This window comes from Thermohalobacter berrensis, from assembly GCF_003609645.1.
Lineage (GTDB): Bacteria > Bacillota > Clostridia > Tissierellales > Thermohalobacteraceae > Thermohalobacter > Thermohalobacter berrensis.
In genome coordinates, this window is record NZ_MCIB01000019.1 from 1 (window position 1) to 22010 (window position 22010).

The window sequence follows — 22010 nt, forward strand, 5'->3', positions numbered from 1 at the left end:
ACTTTTTCTAAATGTATATTATTACTTCGTTGTATATCTATTCATTTTTGTTATTTTTCTTAATTTTCTTTATTTTTGTAAAAAACCATAAATTCAAAAATGTAATTCTTTTGCAAATTTTGCTAAGCTTAGACTTATCATATTTATTCAGAAAAAAAAATAAAAAAAAGCTTCTAGTGAAATCACTAAAAGCTAAGTTAGTTAACCAATATCTATCTTTTCCCTTATTTTTTTCATATTAGTTCCAAATTCATCATCTAAAACTTTTTTGTATTTAGAATATATTTCTGCAATCATTATATCATGGATTATAAAAGCCTCTGTCAAAAGCATAAATGGTTTGTTTTGTGTCCAAACTGCATTATTTTCATTTGTTTTATATATTCCAAATAAGCATTCCTTTTCATCAGCTACTACAGTAATCCATCTACCGAACCTATTAGCGTTTGAATCCATTCCAGACATTTGATGGTAATATATCGTACCTACTTCTCGCTCAGACTTGCCGTATAATACAGTTACTATATTGACTCCTCTTTCCTTTGCTTTATATATATCTTCATAAAAAAAATCAAACTCATAATTCCACATTTCAAAATATAGGCTTTTTTTAGCCTCATCAATTATTGATTTAATTTTATTATTAATCTGAATTTTCCCTTTAAAATGCCACATATATTCTATATTAGGATCCTCATTTAAAGTTTTTATGTTCTCTTTTATATAAGATATTGAGTTTTCTATATTAGATTTATACCTATCAAGAAATTCATCAATTGGTAATGCAGTATACCTAACTGGATTAGTTCCGCTGGCAATAGCTAAGCCCTTTTGAACCATTTTTTTAATAGTTTCATAAACCTTTGATTGTGGAACACCTGAAATCTTACTTATTTCGTAAGCACTTATATTTGGGTTTTGAATTAATGCTAAATATGATTTAGCTTCATATGTATTTAAACCAATGTTTATAAGCTCATTAATAATTTTTTCAATCTTTTTATTATTCATTTAATCACCCTTTTTAAAAAATAATAATCAAATATAAAAAGCAGCTTTACGCTGCTTTATTCTAGAGTATTTTTTAGTTGATCGTATATATCGACAGGGGATCTTCCTGATGCGTTTATTACAGGTGTTTTTGTTACAGTATCCCTAATCCCCATAAAGTTGTCATCTTGTCCAGAAACAATTACTGCATCATATTGGTCTAGATTATTCTTAGTTTGACTTAAGTTGCTAACTTGATATCCTTGATTTACAAGAAAATTTCTAACATTACCTAAAGTATCTTCTATTGCTATTTTTTTATTCATAGCCTCACCTCCAGATATTCTCATGTTTATTTTGACCTTATCTGGAGGCTTTTATACTTTTATTTTAACTTTTTTGTACTATCTCTTTTTTCAATTTTAAAAGGTAATATAATGTCTTTTTCCTCAACTTTTTCTCCTTTTAATTCTTTTATAATTCTTCTAATAGCAACTGCCCCTATATCATAAAAAGGCTCTCTTATTGTGGTAAGTTTTGGCCTTAAAATAGAAGCAATCTTTATATCTCCACATCCTGTAACTGAAATATCTTCAGGTACTTTTATATTATTGTCATGAAAATAATTGATAACCCCTATTGCTAATTCATCATTACTACAGAAAATAGCTGTTACATCACTATTTTTATCAAGTATTTCTTTAGCAACATTGTATCCATGTTCTATTTTTTTACCTTTTGCAAGGTAAATTATTTCACTTCTTTTATCATTCTCTTTAATAGCTTTTTTATAGCCCTTTAACATTAACTCTGATAAAGAATTTTCTTCACCTTTATTTCCTAAATAAGCTATATTTTTATGTCCAAGGCTAATTAAATAATTAGTCATTTCATAGGCAGCATCAAGATAATTAATTGTAACAGTAGGATAATCTTTTTCATAGGTATATCTACTTAAATATACAAAAGGTATTTTTATCTCCTTTACTTTTTCCTTTATTTCACCCCTTAACTCATCAGAAATAAGTATAATACCTTCTACCTGCTTTCTATTCAAAAGCTGCATATATTTCATTTCTGCAGCTTTATCACCATAAGTGCTACATAATAATACATCGTAGTTATACATTTTACCTATTTCCTCTACACCTCTAACCATCTCAGCTATATAAGGATTACTTATATCCGTTACAATAAGACCTATTAGATAAGATTTTTTTGTTACAAGTGTCCTTGCTATTTCATTTGGTCTATATCCCAATTCATCTATTACTTCTAAAACTTTTTTGCGAATTTCCGGACTTACTGGTTTAGACTTATTTATTACTCTTGATACAGTTGAAATTGATACCCCAGCTTTTTTAGCTACATCTTTTATAGTAACTGCCATATTTTCACCTCCAATATTGTAAATCTATATTATGGTTGCAATTATATTAGCTACAGTATTGGCAAAGTTAAAACTATTATAATCAAACTCTTTTTCTTTTATAGGTACAGAAATTTGCAAAATTCCTTTGAGTTTTCCATTAAAAATTAATGGCACAACAATTAAAGACTGCCAGTCAGGTTTTCCTGTAATTGGGTCTATATTTCTTATATCTTCCCAATCGATAAGATATTTGCCCACTTTGTTTATTATTACTTCATTAATAATTTTTTCATTATATCGTGGATTTTGTATCCACCCTTCTAAAAATCTCCTTCTAGAATACATTTCTTTCATTCTTTCATTTTCGTCTAATGTCATAAGAATTGCTTCATATGCCCCAAAAAATTCTATAAGTCTTCCCAATATCAGATATATCTTATCTTCCCTATATAGTTTTTCTCTGATTAAGTTAACTATTTCAATTACTGTTAATACATTTCTTTGGTCTTTTGGAGTATTACCTGATACTATACCTGCCAATTTATCAAAGCGTTTTGAAGTATTTTTGATTTTTTCATTCCAAAAAACTGTTTGATTTCTTCCTAACTTTTTAGCATAATAAAGTGATTTATCTGCTTTTTCTATGAGTTCTTCTTTATACTGACTATCTTCTGGGAAATTAGCAATCCCAAGACTTACAGTAAGTGATCTTTCATCTCCAAGTAGTTTTGATTCTTCAATTTCTTTTCTAATTTTTTCTGCTACTATGAAGGCCTCATCCTTATTAGTATTCATAGATATTATAACAAATTCTTCTCCTCCATATCTAGCCACAATGTCAGTACTTCTAGTACAATTTAGTATTATATTACCAACTTTACTTAATATTTCATCTCCTTTTTGATGACCATATTTGTCATTTACACTCTTGAACTTATCAATATCTATTATAATGACTGAAAATGGAACCTTAGTTTTCTTGGCTTTGTTTAGTAAATCATTAAATGTTTTGTCAAAATATTTTCTAGTATATGTTCCTGTTAACTTATCAATGGATGAAATAGTCTTTAAGTTATAATTTTCAATATTTAAAAATATAAGATTGGCTAAAACTTTAACCAAGTTATATCTTTTATTATCAAATCTATTAAAAATTCTATCACTATCTAAATATATATATCCTATAATTTCATTATTGTCAAATGTATTTTTCTTTTTCCTTCTATCTTGTATTTCAGGTTCAAGTTTGTTTTTTAATTTAAATATAGGAATACATATTAAAGAAACTGCATCATTTGGTAATATGAGTTTTTGATTATTGGGACTTTTATTGTATCTATTATTAATAAGCACACCTTTTTTTGTTTGTCTTACTTTAGCGATGACATCCCGTATCTTTGATATATTACAGATTTCATTTGTTTGCGTTACTATTTCTAAATTGTCTGTTCCTTCTTTATATATTACAATAAAACCTCTTTTAGCAAGGGTTTGACTAACACCAAACTGCAAAATTAAGTTTAAATTTTCCTTATAATCATCTGCAAAATTAGATATAAGTTCGTTTATATTATTTATTTTATTATTAAAATTATAATGTTTTAAAGCTTCTGTATATATTTCTTTATTATTAAATAGTTTGCTTACAGTATTAATATCAAAAAAGTCTTCAATTTCTGTATATTTTAGATCATCTGATTTTATATTTTCCTTTTTATCTTCTATTAAAATATCCTTAATAACATTTATTCTTTCTTTTATTTTATCCTTTGAATAACTTTTAACTAATCCTATTTGCATTTGTCTGTTTGGTATGTTTTTAATAGATCTATATAGTTTATCTAAAACTTCTAAATAGTAATTAGCTGCTTTATAATATTCACCTTTTTCAAAATATCTACGCCCAATTAAACCATAAGATAGAAATTTCAATTCAGGATATTTGTAGTATTTAAGTTTATTAGAACTTTCTAGTAACTTATCAGTATTATTTTCATTTATAAATAAATATAATATTTTATGCAAGAAATCCATATATTCAGATGAAAATTTCTTAGAAACATCTTTATCTTCAACTAACAAATTCATTGCATTTTTGTAGTCATCTTCTAATATAAAGATATATACCAAATTAAGCAAGAAATCTCTTCTATCTCTAAATAATAAGCTTTCACTATATTTCTGGCGTAATTTATTAACATTATTTAAATCTATTATGCCATCTTTATAGTATTTTATTAAAATCAAAATACTTTCTGCTAATAATCTCTCTTTATTTTCAAATTTTGTAGATTCTTGAATAATTTTTTTACAATAATAAATTGCTTTATCCCATTGTCCAAATTTAAAGTAAAATTTGCATAAAAAGCTATAATATTCACTTGTATTTTGGTTATAAAAGGTAGATTCATTAAATTCATCTTTTAGCTTTTTATATTGATTATAACACTTTTCATATCTACCAGTATTTAAATATAAATTTCCATAATTAATATTTGCCTGAATAATTAGCCCTTTATCTCCTATCTCCTCTGCTATATTAAGAGCTTTACTTAATTGTTTTTCTGCCTCTTCATATTCATCCTGATTTATATAAACAACTGCTAAATTATTCAAAAATACAGCCTCATGCGGACGAGAATGATGTTCTCTAGCTATACTTAATCCTTCCTTTAAATACTTTATACTTTTATCAAAATCATTAAAAAGCTGAAAATACAATACACTTAAATTATTTATTGGCTTTGCTGCTTCACTATAGTTTTCCATTTTTTTGAAATATTCTGCGCTTTTTTCAAAGTACTTTATGGCTTTTTTTACTTTATTAAACCTCATTGATATTATACCTAACTGATTATAAAATTGCGGTATAAAATTAATTTTTTCCGTATTATAAGCTAATTTTAAATATTTTTCAATATCATTAATTAAATGTTTGTAATTTTTAAGCTCTATATTTATCCTATTTGATACTACTGCTGCATTTAGATATCCATCAATATCATTTATAGAATCTGCTAATTTTAATGCATTTTTAATATATTTATTAGCTTTTTGTATATTATTTCTTTTAATATAAATTTCAGCTAGCTTAATTTTACCTTTAACTAATATTTGGGGTTTGTCTAATTTTTTAGCACAATCAAGTAGATTTACATAAATATCTATTGCTTTATCATTAGCCCCCTCTTTTTGGTATAGTCTTCCCATATTAAGTAATACTTCTAGTTTCCTTATATCTTGTTTTTCATCAAAAAGTTTGTATGCCTTTTCCCAGAATAAAATTGATTGTGTATTTGTAATAATTTTATCCATTTTTTTTGCAAAATCTATTGAATATTTAATAGCTTTATCTTTCTGATTTGACTTGTTTAAATGATAAACTAGCTCATCTATATTATTTAATTTATTATCTTTATATAATTGTTCTAATACATCAGAAATAACCTTATGCATTTTTACTTTTTTATGGTTAGATATATTTGATTTTACATGTTTTTTTAGATTTATATTATTATAATCATAAGTATATCCCCAATCCTCAACCCTTTCATCTAGTATTTTCATACCTACTAACTTATCTATTTGCTTGTCTAGTTTATTTTTATCAATTGAAATTAGTTTCTCCAGCATATCTTTAGAAACTGGAGAATTAAATAAAGAAATTATCTTAATTATTCTATATAATTCTTTATCTAATAAATCAATCTGATTTTTCAAAGCCTCCTCAATATCAGAAGGAATATACATTTTTGAATAGCTTTCTGAAGTGTAATCCCATAAACCATCATCATTAATATATAAATGTCTTAATCCATATAAATTTTTTATAACTTCTTCAATAAAACGTGGATTACCTCTAGTTTGTTCTAATAGTCTAGTTGAAAAATTAATAGGTTTATAATTAATACCAAGTATATCTTTTACTAATTGGGCTGTTTCATCTAAATTTAATTTTAAAAGATTTATTCTCTTGACTCCATTAAGATTTTTCATTTTTAATAAGTATTCTTTAATCTCCTTGCGTTCATTGACTATGTTTTGGTTGTAGGATATTATTAATAAAAGAGGAATATTTTTATTATGTCTAACTATATAGTTTAAAAGTTCTACTGTATATACATCAGAATTATGAAAATCGTCAATAATTATATAAGTCAATCTATATTTTGCATAATCAAATATGAAATTAGCAATTCTATCATATAATCTTAATAATTCTCTATTGCCTGAAAGCCTAGTTGATGGTTTAATATTATGGTTTATACCAATCTCGGGTATTATTTTTACTAATTCACATCCATATTTTTTAATTAAATTGCTACTACAGTCTTTAATCATTTTCCTTAATAAATCTTTAATAGGCTCTAGCTTGTCATTACTCTTTTGGGAAACTGAAATATTATAAACATTTCTATCTTTTATCTTTAATTTAAAAGCTATTTCCTTTAAAAATCTTGTTTTCCCTATTCCACTCTCACCTGTTATCATTATCATCTTATCGGAGTATTGTCTATCCTCAAATTTTTTATCTATCTCTAATATTTCATTTACTTCTTTATCTCTACCTATTAAACACGTTTTTAAAATTAGTCTTTCTCTATTTTTCTTTTTATCTAACTTATAATTTGTTTTAAATAGATTATTTAAATCATTAATTACTTCTGTTACATCTTGATATCTATTATTTGGATTTAATTTAGTCATCTTATTTATTATTTTTTTTAATCCTTTTTCTACTGCTTTATTTGAGAAATCAGATATATCAAACTTTTTATTGTTAACCAACTTGTCTAATATCATTCCAATAGAATAAATATCAGACCTAATATCTACTTTATTATCATTTAATTTTATTTCAGGGGAAATAAATATTCTATTATAATTATCAACAGTATCGGTATATTCCTGTTCTTTTATAGCAGCTAAATCCTTTAATTTAACTTTTAGTTTGCCTTTTTCATTAACTATATAAATATTTTCTGGATTTAAATATTTATAAACAAAACCATGGAAATGCAAATCATCTATAGTGTTACATATCTGTACTATAATATTTAAAACTTCCTTCAAATTTAGTTTACTTAATAAGTCTTTTAAAGTAACTTTTGGTACATATTCTTTTGTATAGAAAAACCTTTTTATATTTGTCTTTTTATTATCTATAGTCTTTATTAAGTTAAAACTATGATTAGATAGGACATTAGTATGTCTTATGGACGTTAAGTGCAAAAACTTTCCAGTAAAGTATTTAATAATTTTCTCACTGTATTGATTTTCATCTATAATTTTTAATAATCTTTTTCTATTTGACCTTAAAAGGTCAATAACTTCATATATAGTTCCATTTGCTTCCTCTTGATAAACTTTTTCTACTTTATACCTATCATTAATTAAATCCATATATCAAAATCCCCCTGAAAATTGATTATATTAATCAATATTTTATCAAAATTATACCATAATGGAGTATACTTTTGTATTGATATTTTTCATTAACTGTTGTTATTTACTTAATCTTCAACATCTTCATCTTTCATTGCTTCATATAAAGCCTCTAAACTATTTTTTAAAAAAATCTTATTCTCTTCATCAAAACCCTTTAACTTATCTGCTAAATAATTCCATCGTCTTTCTAAAACCTTATCCACTAATTCATACCCTTCATCCTTTACTTTTATTCTTACAACCCTTTTATCTTTTTTATCTTTTACTCTAACAACTAAATTATTTTTTTCCATCCTATCAATTAAATCTGTTATTGTACTACAAGCCAATGACATTTTTTGGCTTAATTCACCTATAGTAAGCTCTCCTTTATTTATTAAAACTTGCAGGGCATGAAATTGTGGTACTGTAATATTAAAATCCTTAAGTATTTCCCTTCCCTTTTTTCTAATAATATAATCTACGTTTCTTAAATATTTTTCTATCTCTTTAACATTTTCACATGCATGATTATTCATTATTATCCCTCCATTTATTTCGATACACTAAATATTTTATCATCAATATTTTTTTTATTCAATAGAAGGATTTTTAATCATTTTATAGAATTTAAATATTGTGTGTCTAAATTATGAAAGGACTGAATAATTATGAAATATAATCACATCCAAAGTAAAAAGGATAATTGCTTTTCTTTATTAATAGTTTCACACTCAAATGATATAAAACAACTAAAAGTTCCTACTTGGATTCCAAAATTATTAATCCTATTTATATTATGTACTATATTATCTATATCATATCTAATCTATTCGTATAATTACATAAAGACAGATTATACTGCTAAGGTTAAAGAATTAAATTCACTAAAGGAGATAAATAAAAAGCAAAAAAATGAAATAAAAGACCTTAAAATGAAAACAGAAGAAATAGAAAAAAAATTAGCATCAATTTCGGAACTTGAAAAAACTATAAAAGATATGGTAGGTTTAAAAGATTCAAAAAATAATGAAACAACCAGAGTAACTATTAATGCTTCAAGGGGTGGTAGTTTAGCTTTTAGAGCAACATCTAAAGATAATATAGACACAGCCCAAATTAGTAGTGATTTTGATAATCTGTCAGAGCTATTAGATCAGAGTAAAGAAGATCTTGCAAAATTAAAGAATGATGTTAAAGAACGTCTAAGATATTTGGAAGCTAAACCAGATTTAATGCCTACTTGGGGTAGAATCACATCAGGCTTTGGCTATAGAAAAAATCCATTTGGTAGAGGAAGGGAGTTTCATTATGGTATAGATATTTCAAATAAGTATGGAACTAGTATAAAGGCTGCAGGTACCGGTGTAGTTACGTATGCTGGCTATAATGGAGGATACGGAAAAGTAATTATGATAAATCATGGTTACGGATATCAAACTGTATATGGACATAATAATAAATTGTTAGTTCGTACAGGTGAAAGGGTAAAAAAAGGACAAGTTATCGCAAAAATGGGGAATACAGGAAAGAGTACCGGTCCACACCTTCATTTTGAGATAAGATATTACGGAAAACCTATAAACCCCAAAAATATACTAAACAATTTTAAATAGTAAGGAGAGATAGTAGTGTTTAGTAAAAAAGATAAAAACCTAGAAAAGATTGATACTATAATTGGGAAGAATACCAAGCTAGAAGGAAAAATGGAAACTACTGGAACTATAAGATTAGATGGTGAATTGATTGGTGATCTAAATATAAAAGGAAATTTAATAGTTGGAGAAAATGGAAAAATAGATGGCAATATAATTGCTAATAATGTACTTATATCAGGTATAGTTAATGGAAATATAACATGTAATGAACAATTAAGATTAACAAATACTGCAAAGTTATATGGTGATATTATAGTAAAAAGCTTTATTGTTGATGAAAATGCAGTTTTTGAAGGAACATGTAAAATGCAAAGTAGCTCTAATATAAAAGAAAAGGATTCTCAAAATAATAATAGTAATAAAAATAAAGGAGCTAAATAAAGCTCCTTTATTTTATAAATATTCTAAAACTATTTGGAATAACTTCAAAGGTTGCTGGCAATTTTCCAGCATATTCTCCATCCACATCTATATCTACTGAATTATTTGTATCTATTGTTATTTTTCTAGTTTTAAAGTATTTTACATTAGGATGTTCAATATGTTTTCCTTTAAAAATGTTTATAAATATTGATACTATATCTTGAATATCTGATTTTTTTATAATAATACAATCTAAGTATCCATCTTCTACTTTGGCTAAGGGGGCAAGTCTTTTAAATCCCCCTATAGATGAGCTATTTGTTATTAAAAAAAGTAAAACTTCCTCATTTTGGGAATACTCTTCACTATGAATAGTCATATTTATTGGCTTAAAATTAAAATTTTGCTTAGGTATCTCTTTTAGCCCTTCTAAGTAATATGCTACTCTTCCTAAAACTGTTTTTATTTCAGATGGAACTTGATAAGCAACATTAGTTAATAGACCACCTGCTGCTACATTAACAAAATATCTATCATTTGCTTTACCTAAATCAACATCTACCGTTTTTCCCTCTATAATCATATTACAAAAATCCTTTGGATTTTTTGGCAATTTCATATAATTAGCAAAATCATTAACTGTTCCTGCTGGTAAAATTCCAACTGGTATCTTTCTTCCTCCTTTAACAATTCCATTGGCAACTTCATTTACTGTACCATCCCCTCCGCAGGCTATTATAATATCCCAGTCTTCTTTACAGCACTTTATGGTTTCATTTTCAGCATCATACTGTTTCCTAGTAGCAAATTTACCTACAAGGTAACCATTATCCATTAGTATCTTACATACATTATCAATTCTTCTTTGTATTAATTGTCTTCCTGAAGAAGGATTATATATTACTTTAACTTTTTTCACTTTTATCCTCCTATCTATATCAAACTCTTGGGCTTATTATCTTTGTTACTATATTAATTATAATACAAATAATTGCTATAGTATAGTTTTAGTTAATTGGCTTAATAATTTTTAAAACAGTGGCGTTCGCAATGCGAACGCCACTGTTTTATCTATTTTATATTATATCTAGATAATTTCCTATATTAGCATTACTATTTTTTACACCTTTTATTAGAGACTTTTTACTTGTCATTATAATCGTCACACCTGGACCATGGCCCATTTTAATACAATCACTATGAACAATTACACCTATTGATACTGCTCCTTTAAGATATCCCCTTCCATAAGTATTATCACAATCTCTAAGTAAAACCAGATCTCCAAATTTTAGTTTGTCTAAACCATATTTCTTAACCACTTCTTTGTCTGAAGTCATAATATCATAATCACCTTTAAAGGAAGTTGATGTGCCGATACCTGAACCCATAAGGTAAGCAGGTACTTCTGCCACTACAGGCACTTCAATTTTTCCATCACTTGTTTCTTTAATCCCTATTTTGCAAAATAGATTAGGATCTAAACTCATAACCTTAATTTCAGGATAATCAAGTAATTTTAGACCCTGTCCATGGGCTTTTATTAAAATCTTGTCATCAACTACCATTTTATCTAAGTCTTCTTCTTTAAAATATACAATAACATGGTCTATTCCTCCATGTATTCCTGTTACATATCCTTTAGCCCCTTTAGCCTCACCAGTTATAACTTTAGCTTCATTCCCTATACAAGCTAAAAGATTTAATGCACCATTTTCTCCTTTATCTTCATTCCTTATACTTACACCTGGCTCAATATGGTCACCAACCCATCCAAATGCTGGATCTCCTATTTTTACATTATAAGTTATTCCTCCTGTTGCTGGTAAAACATTGGCTTGCCCTTCTGTATCAATTCTATAGGGATACACAGCCATAGGATGATGAATTTTTCCTTGTACTGACTGGATAACAAGATTATTGATATTTGTTTTTATCATATTATTTCCTCCAATCCTTTATTTTAAGAGAAGCTTAGTCATGGAAAATGGCACAAATAATAAGTTTGAAAAATATACATCAACAACTATAAAAAATACTATATATGCTATATAGCTTCTCTTTTTATTCTCACTATAAAAAATATATAGTGTTATCCCAGAAATAAGATTAATAATCAATGGAACAACATATGGTGCAAGATAAAACTTAAGAAACTCTGGCATAAACCTTATAATGTTTTCTGTAAAATAGGTGCTTTTATATAAAATTAAGTTTAATACTATATAAGCAAACAGACAAATGGCCCCTTTTAATTTTTCATTTTCAACTCTAAATCTATGAAAAATAAATCCTATTGGTAAAAAAACAGCCAAAATATATATAAGCATTTGAGTCCCTTTTAAAAATACAAATGCTATGGCATAAAAAGGTGATGATAGGGCATTAAGAAAGGCAGATTTGTAGTCATTGGATGTAGGTTTTGAATTTAGGCTTACAAACTCTTTATTTGTACTAGTTAACATAAGTTTATAGCCTTCCCCTTTTATATCATACCATACCAAATATCTACCATATTTAATGTCAAGTAAAGCAGGATATTTAGAATAATTTTGCGTATAAGTAATAAAATCAGTAGACACAACTTCTCCACTTTTATCTATTTTAACTTTAAATATATCTGGATAAATAGCATATTTATTTAAAGTATTTATTCCTGACGCAAAGACCTCAATATAAGCTCCACTACTTTTAATAAATACATTTTCACCAAATTGATACATTGAGTCTATATAGGTATCATTAATTACATTATCCTTTAATACTTGAAATGTATTACTGTCTATAATCTTATAATATAAAGTAGTAGCTCGTTCCCTCCCAGAAGATGTTATTGTATAGCCAATAAAGAAACTTTTATCTATTCTTTCAATATAAATTTGGTTTATAGTCTCACTAGATTTAATAGCTCTTCTATCTATAGATTTTAAATTATTAATACTTTCGTTTTTAATTTTCCCTCCAATAATTTCATTAGCATAATTGTTAGAGTTACAAACTAAAAATATATATTCCTTATCTGAAAAAGTTTTAAAATATACCTTTTTTAAATTCCATTTATTCTGAAATTGGTATAATTTTTCTAAGTTCCCATCTTCAAAGTTATAAATACTTATATTTTCTTTATTATAGGTTGAAACAACATTTTTATTATCTGCAATATTCATATTTAAGCCTAAAACATTTTCTAAAAGTATTTCTGGTTTTGTAAAACCAATTCCCTTTTGGTATTTGGTCATGTATACATTATTTTTGTGCTTATAAACTAGTTTATCCCTTATTAAGTAAATTTCAAATATTTCATCTATATCAAAACCTTCAAGTGTACTTTTCCCTTTGTCTATTATATTTCCCTGGTAATTATAATTATAGTAATTTAAACTATTCTTTCCATTAAAAGTTACTGTTAAAATAGAATCTTCAATTTCTCCTATTAAAGGCATTCTATTAAGGTATGATTCCCCTATTTCTTTATGTTTTCCCCAGTTATTTGTATATCTTATTGCTTTTATCTTTACATGATTATAAGTGTGAATGGTTAAAAAACATAATATTATTAATACTATTAAAGCTATTGTTTTAACATAAAACCTTCTTTTCATACATACACTCCCCCTATGAATCAAATGAACAACTGTAAAAATTTGCATAATTATATTATACCATTTTTGATTTGAAATGAATTTACCTTTTTACTTTTTTAATAACATTCTATAAAAAAACATACAAAAAAAGCACATTAAAATGTGCTTTAAAGTCTTTCATATCTTATTTTCTATGTTCTAATTATAAATTGTTAATTTTTTTGCTTTTTTCGCAATAAAAAAGGCCTCTTATGAGGCCTTATAACTACTTTCTACCTTCTAATTTATCTAATATTGCCTGTAATCTTCTTGCTTGCATTCCAGACTCTTCGGCAAACATTTTAAAAGTTTCAGCTAATTCAGTATCCCTAATTTCTTTAGAAAACATTTCATAATCCCTTACCATTTCTTGAGCATCTAATAATTTTTTCTTTACTGCATCTTTAAGATTTATATCCAAAGTAAACACCTCCTTAAAGTTTCTCTTAATTATTGTTTCTTAATTACATATCTAATATGTAATTAACTTTACTAGTTAATCCTACTAAATTTTAATCCTTTTTATTTCTACCCTTTTGTCATAATTGCATCCCTTACATCTAAATAAATGAACACACTTATCATGTTCTGCTCCATCAACTAATTGTGTAATATCTTTTGGTAGATATGGACTATAATCATCTAGATAATTAACTATAGGCCCTTCGTCCATCATATTTTCCTTACACATTGGACATTCCATTGTATATTCTTCTAGATTATTACATAATGGACATACAAGTTCCATATTTACACCCTCTTAAAGTTACCAGCTTGCTTTTTTTACCCCTGGAATTTTTCCTTGATGGGCTAATTCTCTAAAACATACCCTACAAACTCCATATTTCCTTAAATATCCCCTAGGTCTTCCACATATTTTGCATCTGTTATATTTTCTAGTACTAAATTTTGGTTTCTTTTTTTGTTTTTCTTTAAGTGCTTTTCTTGCCAAAGTTTCGCCTCCTATAGTTTTTGTTATTTATAATTTTCCCTTTAAATCAAATTTTTATTAGTATTTAACCTTGAAGCTTAGATTAAACCTTAAGTAATCTAATTTAGCTTTATTTTTTAAAATATTTCTAATTAGTGCCTTAAAACATGGAATATTAAACTACATCTAAAGAATATCTTTATACTATATTCAATACTCATTTACTGAGGTGATATTTTGAGTTCTGAATTTATTTATGGATCATTTATATTGGCAATAATAAATTTTGTAGTAAGATTAATTGGTTTTAGCTATAAAATAATACTTTCAAAACTTATAGGACCAAAGGGGATAGGTCTTTTTCAAATGGTTTTCCCTATTTTAATGGTTTTTGTTACCATAACTACTGCAGGTATACCTATAGCTGTATCTAAGTTAATCGCAAAGGAAAAATCCCTAAACAATTATTACAGAATAAAAAAGGTTTTTAAAATTTCAGTAACCTTAACAATTACTATTGCCATATTTTTAGCAGGAATTGTTATTATATTTAGTAATTTTATAAGTAATAACATATTTAAAACTAATGAGATTTATAATAGTGTTATACTCCTTGCTCCTGCCATTATACTTATCTCTATTTCTTCAGTTATTAGAGGTTACTTTTATGGATTAAAAAAAGTTACAATATCAGGAATAGCCCAAGTCATCGAGCAAATCGCTAGAATTGTATTTGTTATAGGTATTATATATTATTTCTATCCTATTACACCTAGTAAAGGGGCTTTTATAGCAGTATGTGGAATATCTGTAGGTGAAGCATTTGGTTTGATATGGTTAATATTTAATTATAAAATTCAGAGATATAAAAATACTTTTAAAAATGCAAAAAATATAACTTCACTAAAGATACTTTATAAAATTTCATATATAGCTCTTCCAATAACAATTTCAAGAATTATAAACGTACTATTGCAATTTGCTAATGCCGTATTAATACCCCAAAGGTTAATGATTGCAGGATACAGCCATCCTGAGGCAGTATCAACTTTTGGTAGAGTTGTTGGTATGTCTTTACCCATAATCTTTTTACCTTTTATTGTTACATCAGCCCTAGTAATAAATATAATACCTAATCTTTCTGAACAAGTAGCCTTAAAAAATTTCTCCAAAATAAAGAATAATATTTCCTTATGTATTTGGATTACTTTATTAGTTTCTATACCCCTTACTTTTTTATTTATTTTCTTTGGCAAGTCAATAGCTATGTTTTTTTACAAGGATAGATTGGTTGGTAAGTATATAGAGATATTAGGTTATAGTACAATTTTTATATCAACATATCATACACTCTCAGGTATTTTGCATGGATTAGGAAAACAGATAATAGCAACGATAAATTATCTTATTGGAATGTCTTTTCAACTTCTAGCTACATACTTTTTAGTAGCTAATCCCAGTTTTGCAATAAATGGTTTTTTCATAGGTTTTATAGTTTCCACTGCAATTATTTGTATATTAAATTTTATTAGCTTAAATAAAGTAGTTAAAGTAAAAATAAACGTGACCAACTCTGTTCTAAAACCTGCTATTTCTTCAATATTAATGGTATTAGCTATTTTCATTACTAGTAACTTTTTATCAATAAAAGAAATTAATACTTATTTTTCTTTTGTTATTTGCATGTCAATAGGTAGTCTGGTATACGTTTTAACTCTATTTGCAACCAAAGGAATCTCCATTTCCTTAATAAAAAAGATCTGGAAATAAAAAATGCGGCTTACGCCGCTTTTACTATTGTAACCAAATTATTTGAAATCAAAAAAACAAAATCCCCTAAGCTTAAAGCTTAAGGGAAATCCCATGATGCCGCCTGCTCTTTAATCCACACCCAGTCCTCACGCAAGTGGGTACCCTGCCAATAGCTTTTGATGTCCTTACTCTATAAGGCATATCATACACTATTGGACCCGGATTCCCTCTTCTATAGTGTCGGTGTTGGATTATTAGAGCCGACGTACACCTCAGGAACCTTTGTTGTTTATATTATACCACAAAATAGTTTTTTTAAAAATATGTAATAAATGTTATTTTAAAAAATTATTTTAAAATATATAAGGTTATGTAAACTTTATTTTTGATTTCACCATTTTTCAGGTTAAAATAGCATAATAAAAGCTTAGAGAGTTTGACTCCCTAAGCTTTTATTAATAACTCTAATTCTTCTTCGTCTATAGTTTCCTTTTCTAATAAAGTATTGGCAATTTTGTCTAAAGTGTCTTTATTATCTTTTAATAATTGCTTTGTTTTATCATATAATTTTTTCATTAATTCTTTACTTCTTTTTAATACATAATTATTAGCTTTATTTCCTATTATAACTTCGTAATCTAGAAGACCTGTTTCTTCATCCATACCAAATTTACCAACCATAGATAACATCATTTGAGTAGCTTTTTTAAGGTCATTTGAAGCTCCTGTGGTAATTTTTTCTTCTCCAAATATAATTTCTTCAGCAGCCCTACCTCCTAATGCAATCATAATATTATTTTTAATATCTTTTTTTGTCTGGTACATTTTATCAGGAGGAATATTCATACTAAAACCTCCTGCTCCTTTTGTACTTGGTATAATTGTTATTTTAGTAACTCTATTTTCAGGTGACATAAGTTTAGTAATTAATGCATGTCCTGCTTCATGGTAGGCTGTTATTCTTTTATCTTCTTGTAAAATACTACTTCTGTCCTTCTTTTCTTCTCCAGCAATAACAGTATAGAAAGCTTTATCTATATGTTTCATTTTAATTTTTTCTTCATTATTTTTTGCAGCAATCATAGCTGATTCATTTAGCAAGTTCTCTAATTTGGCTCCACTAAAGTATACTGTTTCATATGCTACCTTTTTTAAATCTACATCATCTGATAGTGGTTTATTTTTACTATGAAGTTTTAGAATTTTATATCTACCATTAACATCTGGTAAGCCAACTTCAATTTGTCTATCAAATCTTCCTGGTCTTAATAAGGCTTCATCTAAGGTATCAATTCTATTAGTAGCTGCAATTACTATAATTCCTTCATTTTCTTTAAAACCAGACATTTCAGTAAGAAGAGCATTTAATGTTCTGTCACTTTCATCACTTCCACCATTTCCTAAACCTCTTCTTTTTTTACCAAGTGCATCAATCTCATCTATAAAAATAACACATTTCCCTACTTGTCTTGCTTTTTTAAACAGAGATCTTATTCTACTAGCACCTAATCCAGCATACACTTGAATAAAATCTGAACCTGTAACTGCAAAAAATGGTACATTGGCTTCACCAGCTAATGCTTTTGCAAGGAGGGTTTTTCCTGTACCTGGAGGACCATATAGTAAAACCCCTCTAGGCATCCTTGCACCATATCTTGAATATTTTTCTGGATTTATAATAAAATCTACAAGTTCCTTTAAGCTTTCTTTAGCTTCTTCATTTCCGGCTACATCTTCAAAAGTAATCCTTGAATCATTATTAGTATCACTATCAATCTTTGACATCTGAGTTATTTCTTTTTGGGCTTGCCTTGATGAATTTCTACTCATAAAATAAGCTATAGCCCCAAAACTTCCTAAAAATAGCAAAGACATAAGTATATCTTTTGCAGTACTATTACCTTCAGTTTCTTCAACAGTAGTACCAAACATTAAAAGTCTTTCTTTAAAATCTTCTGTTCTAGGGTTATCTGTTATAAAATAGGTTCCATCTTTTAACTTACCTTTTATTTTAGGACTATTACTTAAGAAAACTTTATCAACTTTTCCTCCTTCAACCATAGTCATAAACTTTTTATATGAAATCTCATCATATTCTTGATTGTTATTTATATAAATATAAGTTGCTATCCCAATTACTATTAAAAACAAAAAAAGTGCTATACCTATTTTACTTTTTTTGTTCAGTTTCATGCTATCCCCCTCTCTCTAGTTTACATAATATCATGCATTATTATATCAAATTTTGCTTAGTTTGTCCAATTTTAAATATTTGTTTTGGTTTACATAATCCATTATTTTGTTATTGTCTTCCAAAATTTTTCATAATACTTAAATACAGTATTTGTCTTTGTTTCAACAATTTGTTGAAATATACTTTCTTAGCCAATAAAACTGGCAGCCATATGGCTGCCAGTTTTTATTCTTGTTCTTTAAGAACATTTAGTAATTTATCTAGTTTCTTTTTCTGATCCTCATTCAATAATGGACGTATTTTTTCAAGCTTTCTTATTTTATTTTTATATTCTTCTTCATTCATTCCTTTTAAAAAATTTCTTAATTTCATCACTTCAAGTAATATTTCTTCTTCAGATTTGCCTTCGTATTTACTTGCTAACTCCTTTAATTTTTCAAGCTGTTCTTCAGATGCATTAAATTTTTTACCTAAATTTTCAAACATTTCCTCTGCTTTATTGTATTTGTCATTACTCATAAAAGCCCTCCTTAATTAGGAATATTGATTAAAGTGATATTTACCCTGTTTTAATATATAAATATTCTCAATATCAAAAAATATTACCTTTTATAACTGTATTAAAATAAACTTTTTAAATTAAGGCTTTATTAGTAACAAATATTAACATAACTTCATAGTATAGTATACAAAGCATTGTTTTAATCTATATTCTAGGAGGCTTAAAATGAACAGTTTAACTGTAGCTCCATCTGACAATAAAATAAAGACGAAATCTTCAAAAAATAAATTACTTATTTTTCTACCACTTTTTTTACTTTTTAGAGTTTCACCTAAGAGAAATTCCGCTTTTAAGAGAAATTCTGCTTTTAACTTTTTAAATTCTATATCAGCTGAAAGTATTGAAAAAAATTTAAGAATACTTAAAAGAGTAGGCCCCTATCTACCTGAAAACACAATAAATACAATTAATACCTTTATCCCTTTCCTTGACAGAATGTCAAAGATTTTAGGTCTTCTCGATATTATTAAATCTAATGATTCTTATGAGCCTATAAAATCTGTTAAAACTATGCATAAACAAGAAAGGATAAAAAACATAATTACAGCAATCCAGGAAGAATTACCTAATGATAAAGCTAAAAACTTAAAACCTATTACTGACTTAATTTTAAATGCTAATAAATTTAAACCACTTATGGATACTTTTACTAAACTAATGGAGTCAGATAAACAAAATATTGGAATAGAAGATATGATGGAAATTGTTAAGCCATTATTAGGTAGTGAAAATGATAAAAACATGGACAAAATGGAAGATATGCTTCAAATGATGGAAGTATTAAAGGTATTAAACAGTCCTGATGAAGAAAGTGATGAAAATAATAAAAATAATGAAGGAAAAAAAGATTAATAGAAATTATATTAAAAACGAGGGACTTGATAGTCCCTCATTCCTTTTGTAACCTTTCCAAAAAAACTCTTATTTTTGTATTTAATGTATTTATTTAATAGTATTTAGGATCTGTATGTTTATTATCAGTATAATGCAATTCTGCCGATATATTAATAATATGTGAATTTTTATTATACTTTACTTGAACTTTTTCAGGTCTACCATCATCCTGATGATAATTTAAATACTGATCAATAATTTCATATCCAGCATCCTCATTAACACTATCATACACTGAAAAATAGGCTTTTTCTGAAACACTTAAGTTTAATCTATATATTCCATTTTCTTCCCTTTTTCTACTTTCTACAATACTATTTAACATTGTTTCACCCCATTTAAATAAACTTGTGTAATTAGTTTTCCCCATTATCATAACTTTATTTCAACAACTTTATTAATCTTTTCATATCATTTGGTATTTTTGCTATAACTTCCTTTTGTTTTCCTGTTCTAGGTATTTTAAATTTAAGTGAATATGAATGTAAAGCCTGTCTTTTTATTAGTTCAGTTTCTTCATTATATAAAGTATCTCCAATTATTGGATGACCTATTGAACTTAAATGCACCCTAATTTGATGAGTTCTTCCTGTTTCTATTTTTACTTCAACAAGGCTAGCATCTTTATATTTTTCTATAACCTTATATTTAGTTACTGCTTCCTTCCCTTCATCTTTTACCTTCCTTCTTATTGGATTATCATCATCTATCCCTATTGGTTTATTTATTAGACCTTTTTCTTTTTTTAATCTCCCTTTAACTATGGTTATATATTTTTTCTCAACAATATTATTCTCAAATTGTCTTGACATTTGTTGATGTCCAAAGGAATTTTTAGCTACTACAAGTATTCCCGATGTGTTCATATCAAGTCTATTTACAAACCTTATTTTTTTATTTATTCCTTTTTGATTAAAATAATAAGCAATACCATTAGCAATTGTATTATCTTTATGGGATTTTGTAGGATAAACTACCATATAAGGCTGTTTATTAAGTATAAGTAAATCATAGTCTTCATAAATAATATCTAGTGGAATATTTTGAGGTTTTATATTTTGATCTTCATCTTTCATAATTATAGTTATAGTATCTCCTTTATTAGTTAGCTGCCCTGGCTTTACTTTTTTATTATTTAAAAATATTAGTTTATTTTTAGATAATTTTCTAAACAGTCTTGTAGAAATTCCTAAATTATCAAGTAAGACTTTTTTTACAGATAATCCCTTACTCGTTACTCTATATTTTATAATGTTCTCACTTTCCTTTAGATTATTTATATTTTTCATTTTTATTCCTCCATTTTATTCTATAATATTATAGTATATAATATAACTATGGAAAAATTTTAACAAGATATAATATGTTTATATTATTATTTGAACTTTCGGAGGTAGATATTTTGGATTCAGTAAAAGGCGAAAACAATACTGTAAATATTATACATAATAATAGTGATATATCAAAAAAAACGGTTGCACTTTTAGAAAAAAAACTTACAGATAATGGATTTGTAGTATCTGAGCAATATGATTATAGTGCATGGTTAAATATTTGTGTTGGAGGAGATGGAGCTTTTTTACAAGCAGTACATAAACATAATTTTCCTGATATCCCTTTTGTGGGAATTAATACTGGTCATTTAGGTTTTTTTCAAGAAGTATCTCCCCATGAGATAGATACTTTCATAAAAAAATTAAAATCTAAAGATTATAAAGTAGAGGAAATATCACTTGTTGAAGGTATAATATGTACACGAACTAGTTGTATTGAACTTATTGGTGTAAACGAAATTGTTATAAAAGGTATAGAATCAAAAACGATTCATCTTGATATTTCTATTAATGATAGTTTTCTTCAAAGGTTAAGTGGTGATGGTGTTATAATATCAACCCCTATTGGTAGTACGGCATACAATTATTCTGCTGGTGGAAGTATAGTTTACCCTTATATAAAAGCTTTACAGATAACCCCATTAGCTCCTATTAATTCTAGTGTATATAGATCTTTAAATTCAAGTGTCATTGTTCCTAGAAATATGACAATAAAAATAAACCCTGAATATAGATTTGAAAACTCTATACTTATTGTTGTTGATGGTAAACAACATAAATATGATAATATTGTAGAGATAAATCTAAAACTATCAGATATGACTATTAATATGCTAACTTTAAAAGATAAAAATTTCTGGACTAAGCTAAAAGATAAATTTTTATAAATGTCAATATAAAAAAAGGTAAT

The 22010-nt window shown here is 26.5% G+C and carries 20 protein-coding genes and 1 other RNA gene; 5 read left to right on the forward strand and 16 right to left on the reverse strand.

What is annotated here, in order from left to right:
• Positions 1-201: 201 nt before the first annotated feature.
• The 5 genes from BET03_RS08605 to BET03_RS08625 all read right to left on the reverse strand — a co-directional run bounded on the left by BET03_RS08605 (position 202) and on the right by BET03_RS08625 (position 8328).
• Positions 202-1011: a TrmB family transcriptional regulator gene (locus BET03_RS08605; RefSeq protein ID WP_120169373.1), complete on the reverse strand. Its 810-nt coding sequence runs from the start codon at positions 1009-1011 to the stop codon at positions 202-204.
• Between the two features lie 56 nt (positions 1012-1067).
• On the reverse strand, positions 1068-1316 hold the full coding sequence (locus BET03_RS08610) for a YkuS family protein (protein WP_120169375.1): 249 nt from the start codon (positions 1314-1316) through the stop codon (positions 1068-1070).
• 59 nt (positions 1317-1375) lie between these two features.
• A complete protein-coding gene (locus tag BET03_RS08615; protein ID WP_120169377.1) occupies positions 1376-2380 on the reverse strand; it encodes a LacI family DNA-binding transcriptional regulator in 1005 nt (334 codons plus the stop codon).
• A gap of 24 nt (positions 2381-2404) precedes the next feature.
• Positions 2405-7765: a diguanylate cyclase gene (locus BET03_RS08620; RefSeq protein WP_120169379.1), complete on the reverse strand. Its 5361-nt coding sequence runs from the start codon at positions 7763-7765 to the stop codon at positions 2405-2407.
• A gap of 110 nt (positions 7766-7875) precedes the next feature.
• On the reverse strand, positions 7876-8328 hold the full coding sequence (locus BET03_RS08625) for a MarR family winged helix-turn-helix transcriptional regulator (RefSeq protein WP_120169381.1): 453 nt from the start codon (positions 8326-8328) through the stop codon (positions 7876-7878).
• A 132-nt stretch (positions 8329-8460) separates the two neighbouring features.
• Here BET03_RS08625 and BET03_RS08630 point away from each other — a divergent pair, with 132 nt between their 5' ends.
• Together BET03_RS08630 and BET03_RS08635 are read left to right on the forward strand one after the other, a co-directional pair.
• Entirely contained in the window at positions 8461-9405 is a 945-nt protein-coding gene (locus BET03_RS08630; RefSeq protein WP_120169383.1) for a M23 family metallopeptidase, read from the forward strand.
• A gap of 15 nt (positions 9406-9420) precedes the next feature.
• Positions 9421-9828 (forward strand): bactofilin family protein, encoded by a 408-nt coding sequence (locus BET03_RS08635; RefSeq protein WP_120169385.1) that lies wholly within the window; start codon positions 9421-9423, stop codon positions 9826-9828.
• A gap of 7 nt (positions 9829-9835) precedes the next feature.
• Here BET03_RS08635 and BET03_RS08640 read toward each other — a convergent pair whose 3' ends face one another.
• From BET03_RS08640 to BET03_RS08665, 6 genes are all read right to left on the reverse strand, one after another.
• On the reverse strand, positions 9836-10729 hold the full coding sequence (locus BET03_RS08640) for a diacylglycerol/lipid kinase family protein (protein WP_120169388.1): 894 nt from the start codon (positions 10727-10729) through the stop codon (positions 9836-9838).
• A 157-nt stretch (positions 10730-10886) separates the two neighbouring features.
• Positions 10887-11750, reverse strand: a complete 864-nt coding sequence (locus BET03_RS08645) for a DUF4438 domain-containing protein (protein ID WP_120169390.1) — start codon at positions 11748-11750, stop codon at positions 10887-10889.
• 18 nt (positions 11751-11768) lie between these two features.
• Positions 11769-13412 (reverse strand): hypothetical protein, encoded by a 1644-nt coding sequence (locus BET03_RS08650; RefSeq protein WP_120169392.1) that lies wholly within the window; start codon positions 13410-13412, stop codon positions 11769-11771.
• A gap of 247 nt (positions 13413-13659) precedes the next feature.
• Positions 13660-13854, reverse strand: a complete 195-nt coding sequence (locus BET03_RS08655) for a hypothetical protein (protein WP_120169394.1) — start codon at positions 13852-13854, stop codon at positions 13660-13662.
• An 84-nt stretch (positions 13855-13938) separates the two neighbouring features.
• Entirely contained in the window at positions 13939-14181 is a 243-nt protein-coding gene (locus BET03_RS08660; protein WP_120169396.1) for a hypothetical protein, read from the reverse strand.
• Positions 14182-14199: 18 nt separating this feature from the next.
• Complete coding sequence (locus tag BET03_RS08665) at positions 14200-14385, reverse strand: type Z 30S ribosomal protein S14 (RefSeq protein ID WP_120169398.1); 186 nt, start codon at positions 14383-14385, stop codon at positions 14200-14202.
• Between the two features lie 216 nt (positions 14386-14601).
• Between BET03_RS08665 and spoVB the strand changes: the two genes are divergently transcribed.
• The gene (spoVB, locus tag BET03_RS08670) at positions 14602-16134 is read left to right on the forward strand and encodes a stage V sporulation protein B (RefSeq protein ID WP_243096900.1); all 1533 of its coding nucleotides are present in this window, start codon (positions 14602-14604) and stop codon (positions 16132-16134) included.
• Positions 16135-16218: 84 nt separating this feature from the next.
• On the opposite strand, the gene ssrS is transcribed toward spoVB, so the two are convergent.
• The 3 genes from ssrS to BET03_RS08685 all read right to left on the reverse strand — a co-directional run bounded on the left by ssrS (position 16219) and on the right by BET03_RS08685 (position 18829).
• Positions 16219-16398, reverse strand: a non-coding RNA gene (gene ssrS, locus BET03_RS08675) — 6S RNA.
• Positions 16399-16560: 162 nt separating this feature from the next.
• On the reverse strand, positions 16561-18309 hold the full coding sequence (gene ftsH / locus BET03_RS08680; RefSeq protein WP_120169402.1) for an ATP-dependent zinc metalloprotease FtsH: 1749 nt from the start codon (positions 18307-18309) through the stop codon (positions 16561-16563).
• Between the two features lie 226 nt (positions 18310-18535).
• Entirely contained in the window at positions 18536-18829 is a 294-nt protein-coding gene (locus tag BET03_RS08685; protein WP_120169404.1) for a hypothetical protein, read from the reverse strand.
• A gap of 208 nt (positions 18830-19037) precedes the next feature.
• Here BET03_RS08685 and BET03_RS08690 point away from each other — a divergent pair, with 208 nt between their 5' ends.
• Positions 19038-19724, forward strand: coding sequence for a hypothetical protein (locus BET03_RS08690; RefSeq protein ID WP_120169406.1), 687 nt, complete (start codon positions 19038-19040; stop codon positions 19722-19724).
• A gap of 94 nt (positions 19725-19818) precedes the next feature.
• Here the strand turns inward: BET03_RS08690 and BET03_RS08695 are convergent, their stop codons facing one another.
• Complete coding sequence (locus tag BET03_RS08695; RefSeq protein WP_120169408.1) at positions 19819-20091, reverse strand: hypothetical protein; 273 nt, start codon at positions 20089-20091, stop codon at positions 19819-19821.
• Positions 20092-20146: 55 nt separating this feature from the next.
• The gene (locus BET03_RS08700) at positions 20147-21055 is read right to left on the reverse strand and encodes an RluA family pseudouridine synthase (protein ID WP_120169410.1); all 909 of its coding nucleotides are present in this window, start codon (positions 21053-21055) and stop codon (positions 20147-20149) included.
• Positions 21056-21168: 113 nt separating this feature from the next.
• Between BET03_RS08700 and BET03_RS08705 the strand changes: the two genes are divergently transcribed.
• Positions 21169-21987, forward strand: coding sequence for an NAD(+)/NADH kinase (locus BET03_RS08705; protein ID WP_243096901.1), 819 nt, complete (start codon positions 21169-21171; stop codon positions 21985-21987).
• Positions 21988-22010: the final 23 nt, after the last annotated feature.